This window comes from Streptomyces sp. Root1304 (assembly GCF_001426405.1).
Classification (GTDB): Bacteria; Actinomycetota; Actinomycetes; order Streptomycetales; family Streptomycetaceae; genus Streptomyces.
In genome coordinates, this window is the sequence record NZ_LMEP01000024.1 from 197533 (window position 1) to 212163 (window position 14631).

Below are 14631 nucleotides of genomic sequence, written 5' to 3' on the forward strand. Positions count from 1 at the left end.
GAACACCCGCCGCAGCCCGAGCACGCCCCGCGGCCGACGCGGTCGCACCCCGCCGCGGCGTACGCGATGGCGAGCCCCCCGGCGGCCTCACCGGCACCGGCGAGCCCCCCGGCGCCCGCTCCCGCAGCCGAACCCGCGCCGGCGACCGCGCCCGCACCGGTTCCGGCCCCCGCGACCGCACCGGCTCCGGTCTCCGCGGCCACGCCCGCACCGGCTCCCGCAGCCGCGCCCGCGCCCACCGCGCCCCTGCCCGCCGAGCCGACCCTGCTCCTCGGGCGCCGCACCACGCCCGCGTCCGGTTCCTCCATCGTCTCCGTCGCCACCGGTCACCCCGGCAACGCCTTCCCGGACGGCGGCCTCCCGGAGGGGTACACCCCCACGGAGCGCGACCTCCCGATCATCAACCGCGGCGACACCGTGCAGGTCCCGGTCACCCCCGAGCCCGCCCCCGCCGCCGAGCCCGCCCCCGGGAACGGCGAGGGACCCGGCCCGCTCTTCGTCGTCGGCGACGTCCACGGCTACCTCGACGAACTCGTCGCCGCCCTGCACGCCCAGGGCCTCATCGACGAGAACGGCAACTGGTCCGCCGGGAACGCCCGCCTCTGGTTCCTCGGCGACTTCACCGACCGCGGCCCCGACGGCATCGGCGTCATCGACCTGGTCATGCGCCTCTCCGCCGAGGCGGCCGCCGCCGGCGGCTACTGCAAGGCCCTCATGGGCAACCACGAGCTCCTGCTCATCGGCGCCAAGCGCTTCGGCGACACCCCGGTGAACTCCGGCGCGGGCACCGCCACCTTCCAGGCCGCCTGGCTGCTCAACGGCGGCCAGAAGCACGACATGGACCGGCTCCAGGACGTCCACCTCCAGTGGATGTCCCGGCTCGACGCCGTGGTGAGCGAGGACGACCACCTCCTCCTCCACTCCGACACCACCGCGTACCTCGAATACGGCCAGACCATCGAGGACGTCAACGACACGGTCCACGAGATCCTCAACCGGAACGACGCCGACGAGGTCTGGGACGTCTTCCGGAAGTTCACCAAGCGCTTCGCCTTCCGCGACGAGGGCGGCCCGCAGGCCGTTCAGGAGCTGCTCTCCACCTACGGCGGCCATCGGATCGTGCACGGCCACAGCCCGATCCCGTACCTCCTCGGCCAGGTCGGCACGGAGGACGGCGAGGACAGCTCGGGACCGGTCGTCGACGGCCCGCACGTGTACGCCGACGGGCTCGCCATCGCCATGGACGGCGGCGTGACCATGGCCGGAAAGCTACTGGTCGTCCAACTCCCCCTGGACGGCTGACGCATCACCCTGCGCATCCGGGGAAGTCGAATTCCGGAAACACTCTGTCAGCCTGTGGCATCGCCGCAATACCATCGGGTCCATCCGTAGCAGGCTCTCCTCCGTTTCCGCTCGACCGACCGTTTCGCCACGGCTGATCCGCGCCTACGGAGCATCGGGGGATGCACATGAACGTGGCTCCGCACCTGCTGACCGAGGACCGCGCCGAATACGAGCGCGTCCTCGACGACGCACTGAGCACCGCCCACGCACGTCCGGATCTCGACGGAGTCGGAACCCGGCTCACCGTCGCCCAACTGCGCGCCATGACGCTCAACGCGACAGCGCTGGTCACGGCCGCCGCGGCAAGCGAGTACGACCACTTCGTGAAGGTCCGCGAGCAGCGGCGAGCCCCCGCCGCACCCCGAATACCCACGGGCACGGCCACCACCGCCGGTGCCGGGGTCGTCGCGATCGTCACCGTCATGGTGCCCGTCCTCGCGGGCACGACGGCCGTGGTGCTCCTCCTCGCCGGCGCGGTCCTGCACGCCCTCACCCCCACCGTGAGGTTCGGCGAGACCCTGCTGACGGCCGGCCTCGTCTTCGCCGCCCTCGCCGCCGCCGGCCTGCTCTCCGCGGGAGCCGGCCTCCTCGTGACCGCCCTGCGCAACGCACCCGCCGAGGCCCTGCCCCTCGACGTCGAACTCACCCGCGCACGCGAGGCCTGGCGCCACGCCCTCCTGGAACGCGGCATCCTCCCCTTCCTCCGCGACGCCCTCGCCGCCGCGGCACCCCCGGACGCGATCGGCTAGACGCCCTTCTTTTCGGCACACAGGGTGAAGGAGGAATCGGCGGGTCTGACCTGCCAGTGATACCCGTCCCATCCGGTGGAGGCCGGCCAGCCGGGGACAGTGGAGGGAGAGCAGGTGGCAGCAGGGTCGTCGAACCGCCGTAGGACCTGCCACAGCGTCGCGTCGGCCGGCAGCTCCCCGTCACACTCCATAGGATTTGGTGCCTTCGTGTCCCAGAAGCACTGCCCCTGCCTGATGTTCTCGATGGAGTAAGGGGCAGTGTCGAGGAAGTGGTCGTGGACGTAGTTCCAGATCGGCTGGTTGAAGATGAGACCCACCACCACCGCCAGCCCGGCAAGCCCCTTGAAGAGTTCCCAGCCGTCGCTCCCGGTCTTCGCCTCGGGCTTGGAGGGCACCCTGGCCGTAGCGGGCCTCGGTGCCTTCACCACCGGCTTCGGTGGCGTCGGCGTCGGCTTAGGCATCGGCGGTGTCGGCTTCTCCGCCTCCCCCTGCCCCCGCAATACGGCCGCCGCGCGATACGCGCTCATCCGGTCGCCCGGGGCCTTCTCGGTGAAGCTCTCGATGACTGCTGCGAGCCGCCCGTCGGCCTTCGACGGCTTGGGCAGTGTGTCGAGCAGCACCGCCGACAGGCTCGCCATGCCGGAGCCGCGGTCGAACGGTGAGACCCCCTCGACCGCGTGGTACAGCGTCACCCCGAGCGAGAAGAGATCCGAGGCCGGTGTCGCGGCGTGGCCGCGTGCCCGCTCCGGCGCCATGTACTCCAGCGAGCCGATGACCATGTCCTGGGCCGTCATGGGCGACTGGCCGAACTGCTTGGCGATGCCGAAGTCGGTCAGCATCACCGTGCCGTCCTCGGCGAGCAGGATGTTGGCGGGCTTCACATCACGATGGACGATGTCGGCGTCGCGGCAGGCCTCGAGCGCCGCCAGCATCGCCAGCGCCACCTTCTCGCCCAGCTCCCGTGACACCGCGCCGTTCAGGCGGATCTCGTCGGCCAGCGAGCGGCCCACAACGTACTGCATCACCGTCCACGGCACACCGCGTTCCACCACGACGTCGTGCACGGTGACGATGTTCGGGTGATCACGCAGCTGTGCGGCGTGGCGGGCCTCCCATGCGGCGCGCTCCACGCGCTCGACGGTCTCCTCGGACGTACTGCCCGAGGGGACGTACACCTCCTTGATGGCGACGTCGACGTTCAGCCCCTGGTCGCGGGCTCTCCAGACCCGGCCGAACCCGCCGGCGCCCAACGGCTCGATGAGCTCGTAACGGCCGTTGGCCAGGAGGAGACCAGGCGTGGCCTCGGTGGGTGGAACACCCTGCGGACGCGGTGACGTGGACAAAGGGACCCCCGATGACAGATGCGCAAGGAACGATCGAGCATCGATCAGAAGGCTACTGTCACGTACAGCTTCCGCGGGGGACTCTTCACGTTCTGTCAGACCGCGACCTCGATCACTCGTCCCGGGTCCCCCGGAGCGTGTTCCGGGGGACCCGGGACGTCAGGGGATCAGTCCGCCAGCGGCAGGTAGAGCCGGTTCCCCTGCGCGGCGAACTCGGCCGACTTGGCCAGCATCCCCGCCCGGGCCTCGTCCTCGCCGGCCAGCGGGTCGTCGCCGCCGAACTGCTCGGTGATGCTCCGGCTGATCTTCATCGAGCAGAACTTCGGCCCGCACATGGAACAGAAGTGCGCGGTCTTCGCGGGCTCCGCCGGCAGCGTCTCGTCGTGGAACTCGCGGGCCGTGTCCGGGTCGAGGGCCAGGTTGAACTGGTCCTCCCAGCGGAACTCGAACCGCGCGTCCGACAGCGCGTCGTCCCACTCCTGCGCGCCCGGGTGCCCCTTCGCGAGGTCCGCCGCGTGCGCCGCGATCTTGTACGTGATGACGCCGGTCTTCACGTCGTCCTTGTTCGGCAGGCCCAGGTGCTCCTTGGGCGTGACGTAGCAGAGCATCGCCGTGCCCCACCAGGCGATCATCGCCGCACCGATGCCCGAGGTGATGTGGTCGTACGCGGGCGCCACGTCGGTCGTCAGCGGGCCGAGCGTGTAGAACGGCGCCTCCTCGCAGATCTCCTGCTGGAGGTCGATGTTCTCCTTGATCTTGTGCATCGGGACGTGCCCGGGGCCCTCGATCATCGTCTGGACGTTGTGGCGCTTGGCGATCGTGTTGAGCTCGCCGAGCGTGCGCAGCTCCGCGAACTGCGCCTCGTCGTTGGCGTCCGCGATCGAGCCGGGCCGCAGGCCGTCGCCGAGCGAGTACGTGACGTCGTACGCCGCCAGGATCTCGCAGAGCTCCTCGAAGTTCGTGTAGAGGAAGTTCTCCTTGTGGTGCGCGAGGCACCAGGCGGCCATGATCGAGCCGCCGCGCGAGACGATGCCGGTCTTGCGGCGCGCGGTGAGCGGCACGTACGGCAGGAGTACGCCGGCGTGCACGGTCATGTAGTCCACGCCCTGCTCGGCCTGCTCGATGACCGTGTCCTTGTAGATCTCCCAGGTCAGGTCCTCGGCGCGGCCGTCGACCTTCTCCAGGGCCTGGTAGAGCGGCACGGTGCCGATCGGGACGGGGGAGTTGCGCAGGACCCACTCGCGGGTGGTGTGGATGTTGCGGCCGGTGGACAGGTCCATGACCGTGTCGGCGCCCCACTTGGTCGCCCAGGTCATCTTCTCCACCTCCTCCTCGATGGAGGAGGTGACGGCGGAGTTGCCGATGTTGGCGTTGACCTTCACCAGGAACCGCTTGCCGATGATCATCGGCTCGATCTCCGGGTGGTTGACGTTCGCCGGGAGCACGGCACGGCCGGCCGCGATCTCCTCCCGTACGACCTCGGGGGAGACGTTCTCCCGGATCGCCACGTACTCCATCTCCGGGGTGATCTCGCCCCGGCGGGCGTACGCGAGCTGCGTCACGGCCTGTCCGTCGCGGCCCCGGCGCGGCAGGCGCGGGCGCCCGGGGAAGACCGCGTCGAGGTTCTTCAGCCCGCCGCCGCGCGGCGAGGTGTGCTTGATGCCGTCGTCCTCGGGGCGGGCCGGGCGGCCCGCGTACTCCTCGGTGTCGCCGCGCGCGATGATCCAGTTCTCGCGCAGCGGCGGAAGGCCCCGACGGACGTCGGTGTCGACCGTGGGGTCGGTGTACGGGCCGGACGTGTCGTACAGCGTGACGTCCTTGCCGTTGGTGAGGTGCACCTGACGGACCGGCACCCGGAGGTCCGGGCGCGAGCCCTGGACGTACCCCTTGTGCCAGCCCGGCGTGCGCTCCCGCTCGTCGGCCCGGTTCTGGTCGGAGGCAGGCGTGCGTGCATCCTGAATGGTCATGAGACCGATCTCCCTACGCCGGCATTACCCGGTAACAGGTTCGGCGGTCGGCGCAGCCTCCTCCCGTACGTACGTCCAGTACGCGCGTACGGTGATCAGCGCCCTCTCAGCCCGGTGCTCCGAGCTCCCGCGTGTGCAAAGGTGCCACCACGCTAGCGGCATCCCTGGCGTGCTGAACAGTGGGCCCCCGACGTTCTTGCGATGATCGGCCGGTGACTCTCCCCCGACAGACTCCCGAGCCCCACGGCCACCACCACGGTCAGGACCCCGGTCCCGGCCACGGCGGGGGCCATGGTCCCGGCGCTGGTGGCGGGCACGGCGGCGGCTCCTCCCACGGGCACGGCCACAGCCACAGCCACGGCCCCGCCGCCCCCGTCTCCCGTCATCTGCGCAGGGTCATCGCCGCGATCCTGATCCCGTTCGCGACGGCCGTCGTGGTCGGCCTCGTCGTCCTGTGGCCCGGCGGCGCCCCGGCGCACGAACGCACCGGGGTCGGCTTCGACCGGCAGACGCAGCAGGGCGAGGTCGTCTCCGTGCAGCAGGTCGACTGCGCGGCCGTGAACGCCGGGCAGGTCCCGCCCACCGGGGACACCTCGACCCCGGAGGGGCGCGAGGCGGTCAACGCCCAGCAGGGTCAGTGCAAGAAGGCGACGATCGAGGTCACCACCGGCCCGGAGAAGGGGCGGCAGTTCACCGAGATCATCCAGCCCGACGCGACGCGCCAACTGCACGAGGGACAGGGCGTGGTCGTGGCGTACGCCCCCGACGCCCCCCGCGACCTGCAGTACTCGGTCACGGACGTGAACCGCAAGGTCCCGATGGCGATCCTCGCCGGCATCTTCGCCCTCGCGGTGGTGCTCGTCGGCCGGATGCGGGGCGTGATGGCGCTCGTCGCGCTCGTCGTGAGCTTCCTGATCCTGACGTTCTTCATCCTGCCGGCGATCCTGGAGGGATCGAATCCGCTGGTCGTGGCGGTGGTCGGGTCGAGCGCGATCATGCTGATCGCGCTCTACATGTGCCACGGCCTGTCGGCCCGCACCTCGGTCGCGGTGCTCGGGACGCTGATCTCCCTGCTGCTCATCGGTCTGCTCGGCTCGCTCTTCATCGGCTGGGCCTCGCTCACCGGCAACACCGACGACTACACCGGTCTGATCCACGGGCTGTACCCGGACATCGACATGTCCGGTCTGCTGCTGGCCGGCATCATCATCGGTTCGCTCGGCGTGCTCGACGACGTGACGGTCACCCAGACCTCGGCGGTCTGGGAACTGCACCAGGCCGATCCGGCCATGGGGCCGCGCGCGCTGTACCGGGCCGGGATCCGGATCGGCCGCGACCACATCGCCTCGGTCGTGAACACGCTCGTGCTGGCGTACGCGGGTGCCGCCCTCCCGCTGCTGCTGCTGTTCTCGATCGCGCAGAGCAGTACGGGGACGGTGGCCAACAGCGAGCTGGTCGCCGAGGAGATCGTCCGGACGCTCGTCGGGTCGATCGGTCTGGTCGCGTCCGTACCGGTCACCACGGCGCTCGCGGCCCTGGTCGTCTCCGCCGACCGGACGGCTCCCGGGGCCGGTCCGGGAGAGGGCGGCCGTGGGGGAACGGGCGGTCGGCCGGAGGTCCGTAAGCCTGCCGGGGTACGGGGTGGACGGCGACGTCGCGCCAAGTGACGGTCCGGGCCGGGGCGGACGGCCGGGAGGGGCCGCCGGATCAGGCGGCCGGCCCGGCGTTCTCCTCGGCCAGAATCCGGCCCAGCGCGGCCTCCAGGTTGTCCTCGAAGTCGCCGAGTGTCCGTTCCTGACCGAGCGGAACGAGCTTGTCCGTTCGGTCGAGGAACGCGACGAGCGGCGGCGCGCTGGCCCGGAACAGGGCGCGGTCGCCACCGACCTGGAGCCTGATGGAGACGTCCGAGAGCCCCTCGGGCTCCGTCGGGGCGATGTGCACATCGCCGTCCCCGCTGGGCCCGTTGATCCCGTCGAGCAGCAGTTCCCTACCGAACGCCCAGGTCACAGGCGCGTCTCCGGGGAGGTGGAAGGTCATCCGCACCGCGTAGGGATCACCGGTCTCGTAGCGCAGCTCGACCGGAATCTTGAAGGAGAGCTCCTCGGAGACGAGGAAGCTCATCAGGACCTCGGCCTGAACCGACTCTCGCATCATGTACCCCGCAGTAGATGAAGCAGTTGTGTAAACACAGCTGCTGAAAGCTGTGACCGAAACGGCCAGGAATGATCCCCCGTGGCCCTCTTGACGCAATCGTGCTGTAAGCGCTAGCAGATCACAAGGAGTGATTTTTCAGATACTGATAGAGAACGCGAGCGAGCTGAAGAGCCTTCCGATCTCCGTACGTAGCCGCTCGACTGCTGGGAGCAACCGTTCTTCCTGGTGGAGAGGGAGGGAAATCGCCATTGCGGCCGCCGCGGAGCCCGCGGTGATGGGGATGGCGGCACAGACCGTGCCGAGCGCATATTCCTGGCGCTCCACCAAAGGCTCCATTCGCCCCAAACCGGCCAAACGATCCAAAAGGACGCGGCGGTTACGCACCGTATACGGGGTGATGGCTTCGACCGGATGACGGTCGAGGTGGTCTTGACGAGATTTCAGATCGAGTTGACTCAACAGACATTGCCCGATCGCGTGGGCGTGCCCGGTCTCGCGGAAGTCGGCCCATTCCTCCACTGCGGGGGCGGAAGGGGTGTCCGCGACGGCGACGAGTTCGATCTCGCCCTCGCGGTAGAGGGCGAAGTACACCGGCACACCGATCTCGTCCCGCCAGCGGGCAAGGGAGTCTTCGATCTTGATGCGACGATTCTGCACAGCCTCGCCGCCGGCCAGTCGGACGGCGGCCTCACCCAGCACGAACACGCCCTTCTCACGGCGCAGATAGCCCTCGTGCGTCAGGGTGCGGAGCAGGTGGTACGTGGTGGGCAGCGGAAGGCCCGTCTCACGGGCGAGCTGTTTGGCCGGGGCGCCTTCCGGATGGGAGGACACGGCCTCCAGAAGTCTCAGCGCACGCTGCACCGAGCCGATCAGGGTAGGCGCAGCTGTCTGCGTAGCCGTGGCCAAAGGTCACCCCCAGGCGTGACGACGGGTGCATCGCACCCGCCCGCGGGGGCCGCCCCCGCGCGCCCGCCGGGCCTGGGAAACCGCTGGTCAGTAGGGAGGTCTACGCCTGTAGTCCCCAACACGGCGGAGAGATTCCACTCTAGTGGCAGCCCCTGGGCCCATGCTCTGATTCGACCTGCGCGTTCCCCCGGCCGGGCTAATACCCTCCGTCGGCTTCATACCGATCAGTAGCTTGTGCTACCAGTCCTCTCGCGAGCGACCGGAGGAGCTGAACTTCCGTACGACGTACACCAGTCCGGCGACGAGGGCCACGAACAGCAGCACCTTGAAGAGCAGCCCGACCACGACGGTCAGGACACTGGTGATCAGTCCACCGAAGACGAGCAGGGCGAGGGCCGGTATGGCGACCCACTTCACCCACCAGGGCATCCCCGCGAGAATCTGCTGCACGGCCATCGTCCTACCTCGCTCTCGAAGATCTGTTCCACGCACTCCGCGCCGAACACCTCCAAGGCTAGGGTCCGTACGTGACCCACGGGGGCCCTGCGGCCCCCGCTCTCCCCTGATCCGACCCCTAAGGGGTCCGGGACTCCCCGGGCACCGGACCTCAGGGGCCCCCTCAGGGCATCGGGTTCCGGAGACCTCTCCGGAGCCTCACGCCTCCGCCGGCGAGAAGACCACCATCACCCGCAGGTCCTCGCTGATGTGGTGGAACCGGTGCTCCACCCCGGCCGGCACATAGACCACGCTGCCCCGCGCCACCTGGGTCGTCTCCGTCCCCACCGTGATCGCCGCCCGGCCGCTCACCACGAAGTACACCTCGTCCTGGCCGTGCGGCTGCTGCGGGTCGAGCTCCCCGGCGTCCAGCGCGTACAGGCCCACCGACATGTTCCGCTCCCGCAGGAACTGGAGATACGCGCCCTGGTTCGCGGCACGCTCCGCCTCCAGTTCGTCCAGTCGGAATGCCTTCATCGCCTGTCAGCCCCTGCCCTCGGCCCGATCATGTCTGCCACGATCAGACACATGATGAATTTCGTAGTCAAGACGCTCGCCAACGCGGGCGCCCTCGGAGTCGCCATCTGGCTGCTCGAGGACATCACCCTGACCGGTGAGAGCACCGGCAAGAAGGCCCTGACCCTCATTCTCGTCGCCCTGGTCTTCGGGCTCGTGAACTTCCTGGTCAAGCCGGTCGTCAAGCTCCTGACGCTTCCTCTCTTCATTCTGACCCTCGGCCTGATCACCCTGGTGGTCAACGCCCTGATGCTGCTGCTCACCTCGTGGCTGGCCGAGCAGTTCGACCTCAGCTTCCACGTGGAGGGCTTCTGGACCGCCGTCCTCGGCGGCCTGATCATCTCCGTCGTCTCGTGGGCGCTGAACGTCGTGCTCCCCGACGGTGACTGAGTGCGGCCCATGACCTACCGCGTCTGCTTCGTCTGCACCGGCAACACCTGCCGCTCGCCGATGGCCGAGCACGTCTTCCGCAGACATGTGGAAGAGGCCGGCCTCGGCGGGCTGGTGGTGGTCGAGAGCGCCGGCACCGGAGTCCGGTGCGAGGGCGAAGACGCCAACCCGCGCACGGTCTCCGTACTCGAGGAGAACGGCTACGCCTCCGCACACACCGCCCGTCGGTTCCGGGCCTCCTGGTTCCCGGCCATCGACTTGGTGATCGCGCTGGACGAAGGGCACCTGCGGGAGCTCCACCGGCTCGCCCGCACGCCCGAGGAGGCGGCCCGGGTACGGCTGCTGCGCTCCTACGACCCGGCCGCCGGGGACGCGCTCGACGTCCCCGACCCGTACTCCGGGGGCCGTGAGGAGTACGAGGAGTGTCTTGAGATGGTGGAGGCGTCGAGCGGAGGACTGCTCGCGGCCGTACGCCTGGAACTGGAGGATCGGACACCGTGAGCGACATGGACATCGGCGACGGCACCCGCGCCGTGCGGGCAGGGCTTCCCGAGCCGGTGAAGTACGAGCCGACCCTGCCGGGGCCGGTCTTCGCCGCCCACTTCCACCTGCCGGGCGAGCCGACCGGGCCGTACACCTACGGCCGCGACGAGAACCCCACCTGGACCCACCTGGAGCGGGCGATCGGCGAGCTGGAGGCGCCGGGGGAGCAGGGCGTCGAGACGCTGGTCTTCGCCTCCGGCATGGCCGCGATCTCCGCCGTCCTCTTCTCCCAGCTGAAGGCGGGCGACGCGGTGGTGCTGCCCACCGACGGCTACCAGGCCCTGCCGCTGCTCCACGAGCAGCTGCGGGCGTACGGCATCGAGGTCCGCACCGCGCCGACCGGCGGCGACGGGCAGCTCGCCGTGCTCGCCGGGGCCAAGCTGCTCTGGATCGAGACCCCGTCCAATCCCGGACTCGACGTCTGCGACATCCGCAGGATGGTGGCCGAAACCCGTGCCGCGGGGGCGCTCGTGGCCGTCGACAACACCCTCGCCACCCCGCTCGGGCAGCGGCCGCTGGAGCTGGGCGCGGACTTCTCCGTCGCCAGCGACACCAAGGGCATGACCGGGCACGGGGACGTCCTGCTCGGTCACGTCAGCTGCCGCGATCCCGAGCGCGCGGCGGAGGTACGGCGGTGGCGCAAGGTCGTCGGCGCCATCCCCGGGCCCATGGAGGCCTGGCTCGCCCACCGCTCGCTCGCCACGCTCCAGCTGCGGATCGACCGGCAGTGCTCCACGGCGCTCGCGCTCGCGCGGACGCTCGCCGCGCGCGCGGACGTGACCGGGCTGCGCTACCCGGGGCTGCCCGACGACCCCTCGCACGCGGTGGCCGTCCGGCAGATGCGGCGCTTCGGCCCGGTGGTCTCCTTCGAACTGGCCGGCCGTGAGCGGGCGGAGCGGTTCCTGGACGCGCTGCGGCTCGTGGACGACGCCACCAGTTTCGGCGGTGTGCGCTCCACGGCGGAGCGGCGCGGGCGCTGGGGCGGGGACGCGGTCGCGGAGGGCTTCATCCGCTTCTCGGTCGGCGCCGAGGACCCGGAGGACCTGATCAGCGATGTGCTGCGGGCGCTCGACGAGGCCGGGGGAGTCGTCTGAGACGGCGCCCCGCCGCCGGTCGGGCGCGCGGAGCGGGGCGCTCCGAGCCTCCCCCCTCGTGGCTCGGAACGCCCTCGTTTCCACGCGCGGAGACCGCCTGGCCAAGGCTAGTTGACTGTGCGTCAGTGTCCAATCACGGTAGCGACAGAGACCTATCGACTTATTTATAGTTGGACGGTCCTGAGGCGCAGTCAGCCGACCGCCTGAGTCGAACGGCCGCACGGCCGGGAGGGGGCGGACATGGATCTGGCCCTGCTGCGCACGTTCGTCACGGTGCACCGGGCCGGCTCCTTCACCCGAGCCGCCGCGCTCCTCGGGCTCTCCCAGCCGGCCGTCACCAGCCAGATCAGGACCCTGGAACGGCAGCTCGGGCGCCCGCTCTTCCTCAGACAGGCCCGTGGGGTCACGCCGACCACCGTCGGCGACGAGCTGGCCCATCGCGCCGCTCCCCACCTGGACGCCCTCGTCGAGATCGCCGACACCGGCCTCGACGGGGAGAGCGGTGTCCGCACCCTCCATGTCGCCGGGCCCCCGGAGTTCACCGCGCTCCGCGTGCTGCCCGCCCTGACCCCGCTCGTCGACCAGGGTCTCGCCGTACGGACGTCCTTCCTCAGGAACACGGAGGAGATCCTCGACGGTCTCGCCGCCGGCCACCACGACCTGGCCGTCGCCACCGCCCGCCCGCGCGGCGGCCTGCTCGTAGCCACCCCGCTCTGCGACGAGGAGTACGTCCTGGTCGCCGCCCCCCGCTGGGCGGCCCGGCTCACCCCCGACGTGCTCCTCCACCGGGGCGCCGTGGTCCTCGAACAGCTTCCGGTGGTCGAGGTGCACGAGTCGCTGCCGTTCGTCGCCCGCTACTGGGCGAGCGTCTTCGAGACGAAACCGGCGGTGTCCGCCACCGTCATCGCCCCCGACCTGCGCGCCGTACGCGACTCCGCCGCCTCGGGCGCCGGGCTCGCCGTACTGCCCCGCTACCTCTGCGAGGAAGCCCTGGCACAGGGGCGGCTCGTGGCGCTGCTCGATCCCCCGGTCCCCCCGCTGCGGACCTACTTCCTGGTCGTACGGACCGGGACGCTCGCCCTCTCGCTCCTCGCGAGCGCTCATGAGCGCCTGCTGCGGGCCGCCGGGGACTGGTGAGTTTCAGGACACCCCGAACGGGCCATTTTCTTCCCATGAACGAACGGCCCGTGATCAAGCGCACCGCACGCGCCATCCTCCTCGACGGCGACGACCTCGTCCTCATCAAACGCACCAAGCCGGGGATGGATCCCTACTGGCTCACGCCCGGCGGCGGCGTGGAACCCTCCGACACCACCGTCGTCGAGGCCCTGCACCGCGAGGTGCACGAGGAACTCGGCGCCAAGATCACCGATGTGGTCCCCTGCTTCGTCGACACCGTCGAGCACATCGTCGACGGCGGGGTCTCCGGAGTGAAGGTCCAGCACTTCTTCGTGTGCCGGCTCGACTCCATGGACACCTCGCTGCGCCACGGCCCCGAGATGGAGGAACCGGTCGGCGAGTACGAGATCGTCCGGGTCCCGTTCAGCCGGGTCGGCATCGCGGCCGTGCACCTCGTCCCCCTCTCGCTGCGCCACTACCTCGACGGCAACATCGAGGGCGTCCGGGCGATGCACGCCCCCGACCTGGGCTGATCGGCGGGCGTGAGCTCCGCGAGGAAGTCGTGCCGGATGCGCTCCGCGGGGACCCCCGCTCCCCGCAGCGCGTCCACTCCGCGGCGGACCATACCGAGCGGCCCCGACAGATAGGCGTCGCGTTCGTCCCAGGGGCCCAGGCTGCAGACGGCCTCCGGAAGCCGCCCCTGCTCCTCGGTGACCGGGTGGACCGAGAGCCACGGGAAGGTCTTCTGCAGCCGCAGCATCGTGTCCATGTCGTAGAGGTCGTGGCCGCTGCGCGCCCCGTAGAACACATCGACGGGGCGCCGGTCCCCGTGCTCGGCGACGTCCTCCACCAGGGCCTTGATCGGCGCTATCCCGGTCCCGCCGCCCACGCAGAGCAGTCCGGTGTCCGTGGCGTGGTCGACCGTCATGGAACCGGCCGGCGGGCCGAGCCGCAGCACGTCCCCGGGGCGGGCCCGGTGGACCAGCGCGTTGGACACCCAGCCGGCCGGCACCGCCTTCACGTGGAGGGAGAGCAGCCCGTCGGGCCGGGGCGCCGAGGCGAAGGAGTAGTGCCGCCAGATCCGCGGCCACCACGGGGTCTCCAGCGTCGTGTACTGCCCCGCGAGGAAGGGGTACGGCTGGTCGGGTCGGAGCGTGACGACAGCGACGTCGGGGGTGCGCAGGTCGTGGGAGACGACCTCGGCGTGCCACCAGGCGGGCGCCGAGCGCTCGTCCTCCGCCGCCGCGTCGATCATGATCTGCGAGATCGTCGTGTACGTCCGGACCCAGGCCGCCTCCGTCTCCTGGTCCCAGCTCGTCGTCGCGTACCGGACGAGCGCCCCGATGAGGGCCTCGCCGACGGCCGGGTAATGGGCGGACCGCGTGCCGTACTTACGGTGCCCCCGGCCGAGGTTCTCCAGGTACGCGGTGAGCACCGGGGTGTCGTCCAGATGCTCCGCCGCCGTCAGGAGGGCCTTCAGGAGCCGGTCCCGCTGGGTGTCCATGGCGGCCGGGAACATGTCGCGCAGCTCGGGGTTCCGGAGGAAGAGCAGGGCGTAGAAGTACGAGGTCACCCGGTCGGCGACCGGCGCGATCTCCTCCAGGGTCCGCAGGACGAGCACGGCATCGGCGGACGGTCCGGCAGTGGTGGCGGACACGGCGATGGGGGCGGGGGCGGCGCCGTTGGCGGCGGGCGCGGTGCCGGAGACGGCGGGGGCCGCGCCGACCGTGGCGGTTGCTCCCCCGGCGACGGCGGGTGCTGCCCCGGGTATCCGGGGCTCGTTGGTGTCCTCGGGTGAGCGCGGCCCGTCCGCCGGGGCCGTCCGCCCGCCCGGCACCCCTGCCTCGTACCTGTCCGTCGCCCCGGGCTCGCGTCCGTCGGCGGGCTCCGCTGCCCTCGTGGTGGTCGGAGCATCCATCATGTGCCTCGCCCTCGCGCTGGCCGGCTTCCGTGGTCGCAGCATGCGGCCTCGATTCCCCGCTTCGGACGGAAAGCGGCGTTCTCGGGCCAA

General features: G+C 70.6%; 15 protein-coding genes and 1 riboswitch. Of the genes, 8 read left to right on the forward strand and 7 right to left on the reverse strand.

The features are described from left to right. Positions 1-66 precede the first annotated feature (66 nt). Positions 67-1302, forward strand: a complete 1236-nt coding sequence (locus ASD33_RS25545; protein ID WP_277922101.1) for a metallophosphoesterase — start codon at positions 67-69, stop codon at positions 1300-1302. A gap of 161 nt (positions 1303-1463) precedes the next feature. Further along, positions 1464-2093, forward strand: a complete 630-nt coding sequence (locus tag ASD33_RS25550; protein ID WP_056565023.1) for a hypothetical protein — start codon at positions 1464-1466, stop codon at positions 2091-2093. Here ASD33_RS25550 and ASD33_RS25555 read toward each other — a convergent pair. Together ASD33_RS25555 and thiC are read right to left on the reverse strand one after the other, a co-directional pair. Then, complete coding sequence (locus ASD33_RS25555; protein WP_157870085.1) at positions 2090-3436, reverse strand: serine/threonine-protein kinase; 1347 nt, start codon at positions 3434-3436, stop codon at positions 2090-2092. The genes ASD33_RS25550 and ASD33_RS25555 overlap by 4 nt on opposite strands. A 167-nt stretch (positions 3437-3603) precedes the next feature. Continuing rightward, the gene (gene thiC, locus ASD33_RS25560) at positions 3604-5403 is read right to left on the reverse strand and encodes a phosphomethylpyrimidine synthase ThiC (protein ID WP_056565030.1); all 1800 of its coding nucleotides are present in this window, start codon (positions 5401-5403) and stop codon (positions 3604-3606) included. Beyond that, positions 5397-5544, reverse strand: a riboswitch (TPP riboswitch). Its footprint overlaps the gene before it by 7 nt. A gap of 38 nt (positions 5545-5582) precedes the next feature. Between thiC and ASD33_RS25565 the strand changes: the two genes are divergently transcribed. Next, the gene (locus ASD33_RS25565) at positions 5583-7070 is read left to right on the forward strand and encodes a YibE/F family protein (protein ID WP_056565033.1); all 1488 of its coding nucleotides are present in this window, start codon (positions 5583-5585) and stop codon (positions 7068-7070) included. A gap of 40 nt (positions 7071-7110) precedes the next feature. On the opposite strand, the gene ASD33_RS25570 is transcribed toward ASD33_RS25565, so the two are convergent. From ASD33_RS25570 to ASD33_RS25585, 4 genes are all read right to left on the reverse strand, one after another. Next, on the reverse strand, positions 7111-7554 hold the full coding sequence (locus ASD33_RS25570; protein WP_056565036.1) for an SsgA family sporulation/cell division regulator: 444 nt from the start codon (positions 7552-7554) through the stop codon (positions 7111-7113). Between the two features lie 138 nt (positions 7555-7692). Continuing rightward, positions 7693-8463 carry a helix-turn-helix domain-containing protein gene (locus tag ASD33_RS25575; RefSeq protein WP_199863590.1) on the reverse strand — a complete coding sequence of 257 codons (771 nt, stop codon included), beginning with the start codon at positions 8461-8463 and terminating at the stop codon, positions 7693-7695. A gap of 237 nt (positions 8464-8700) precedes the next feature. Continuing rightward, positions 8701-8919 (reverse strand): DUF5326 family protein, encoded by a 219-nt coding sequence (locus tag ASD33_RS25580; protein WP_056565043.1) that lies wholly within the window; start codon positions 8917-8919, stop codon positions 8701-8703. A gap of 198 nt (positions 8920-9117) precedes the next feature. Then, the gene (locus tag ASD33_RS25585; protein WP_056565047.1) at positions 9118-9435 is read right to left on the reverse strand and encodes a cupin domain-containing protein; all 318 of its coding nucleotides are present in this window, start codon (positions 9433-9435) and stop codon (positions 9118-9120) included. Positions 9436-9486: 51 nt separating this feature from the next. Between ASD33_RS25585 and ASD33_RS25590 the strand changes: the two genes are divergently transcribed. The 5 genes from ASD33_RS25590 to ASD33_RS25610 all read left to right on the forward strand — a co-directional run bounded on the left by ASD33_RS25590 (position 9487) and on the right by ASD33_RS25610 (position 13153). Continuing rightward, on the forward strand, positions 9487-9864 hold the full coding sequence (locus ASD33_RS25590; RefSeq protein WP_056565050.1) for a phage holin family protein: 378 nt from the start codon (positions 9487-9489) through the stop codon (positions 9862-9864). Positions 9865-9873: 9 nt separating this feature from the next. Further along, entirely contained in the window at positions 9874-10365 is a 492-nt protein-coding gene (locus tag ASD33_RS25595; RefSeq protein ID WP_056565053.1) for a low molecular weight protein-tyrosine-phosphatase, read from the forward strand. A 5-nt stretch (positions 10366-10370) separates the two neighbouring features. Continuing rightward, entirely contained in the window at positions 10371-11501 is a 1131-nt protein-coding gene (locus ASD33_RS25600; RefSeq protein WP_079045044.1) for a cystathionine gamma-lyase, read from the forward strand. A gap of 240 nt (positions 11502-11741) precedes the next feature. Continuing rightward, a complete protein-coding gene (locus ASD33_RS25605; protein ID WP_056565059.1) occupies positions 11742-12638 on the forward strand; it encodes a LysR family transcriptional regulator in 897 nt (298 codons plus the stop codon). Between the two features lie 35 nt (positions 12639-12673). Further along, positions 12674-13153: an NUDIX hydrolase gene (locus ASD33_RS25610; protein ID WP_056565062.1), complete on the forward strand. Its 480-nt coding sequence runs from the start codon at positions 12674-12676 to the stop codon at positions 13151-13153. Here the strand turns inward: ASD33_RS25610 and ASD33_RS25615 are convergent. After that, positions 13096-14541 carry a globin domain-containing protein gene (locus ASD33_RS25615; protein ID WP_242427266.1) on the reverse strand — a complete coding sequence of 482 codons (1446 nt, stop codon included), beginning with the start codon at positions 14539-14541 and terminating at the stop codon, positions 13096-13098. The two genes, ASD33_RS25610 and ASD33_RS25615, sit on opposite strands and share 58 nt — an antisense overlap. Positions 14542-14631 lie beyond the last annotated feature (90 nt).

Excerpts from the sequence above, each read along its gene's own strand:
- ASD33_RS25545 (WP_277922101.1), top strand. The coding sequence starts at position 67 with ATGGCGAGCCCCCCGGCGGCCTCACCGGCACCGGCGAGCCCCCCGGCG.
- ASD33_RS25550 (WP_056565023.1), top strand. The coding sequence starts at position 1,464 with ATGCACATGAACGTGGCTCCGCACCTGCTGACCGAGGACCGCGCCGAA.
- thiC (WP_056565030.1), bottom strand. The coding sequence starts at position 5,403 with ATGACCATTCAGGATGCACGCACGCCTGCCTCCGACCAGAACCGGGCC.
- ASD33_RS25570 (WP_056565036.1), bottom strand. The coding sequence starts at position 7,554 with ATGCGAGAGTCGGTTCAGGCCGAGGTCCTGATGAGCTTCCTCGTCTCC.
- ASD33_RS25580 (WP_056565043.1), bottom strand. The coding sequence starts at position 8,919 with ATGGCCGTGCAGCAGATTCTCGCGGGGATGCCCTGGTGGGTGAAGTGG.
- ASD33_RS25585 (WP_056565047.1), bottom strand. The coding sequence starts at position 9,435 with ATGAAGGCATTCCGACTGGACGAACTGGAGGCGGAGCGTGCCGCGAAC.
- ASD33_RS25590 (WP_056565050.1), top strand. The coding sequence starts at position 9,487 with ATGATGAATTTCGTAGTCAAGACGCTCGCCAACGCGGGCGCCCTCGGA.
- ASD33_RS25595 (WP_056565053.1), top strand. The coding sequence starts at position 9,874 with ATGACCTACCGCGTCTGCTTCGTCTGCACCGGCAACACCTGCCGCTCG.
- ASD33_RS25600 (WP_079045044.1), top strand. The coding sequence starts at position 10,371 with ATGGACATCGGCGACGGCACCCGCGCCGTGCGGGCAGGGCTTCCCGAG.
- ASD33_RS25605 (WP_056565059.1), top strand. The coding sequence starts at position 11,742 with ATGGATCTGGCCCTGCTGCGCACGTTCGTCACGGTGCACCGGGCCGGC.
- ASD33_RS25610 (WP_056565062.1), top strand. The coding sequence starts at position 12,674 with ATGAACGAACGGCCCGTGATCAAGCGCACCGCACGCGCCATCCTCCTC.
- ASD33_RS25615 (WP_242427266.1), bottom strand. The coding sequence starts at position 14,541 with ATGATGGATGCTCCGACCACCACGAGGGCAGCGGAGCCCGCCGACGGA.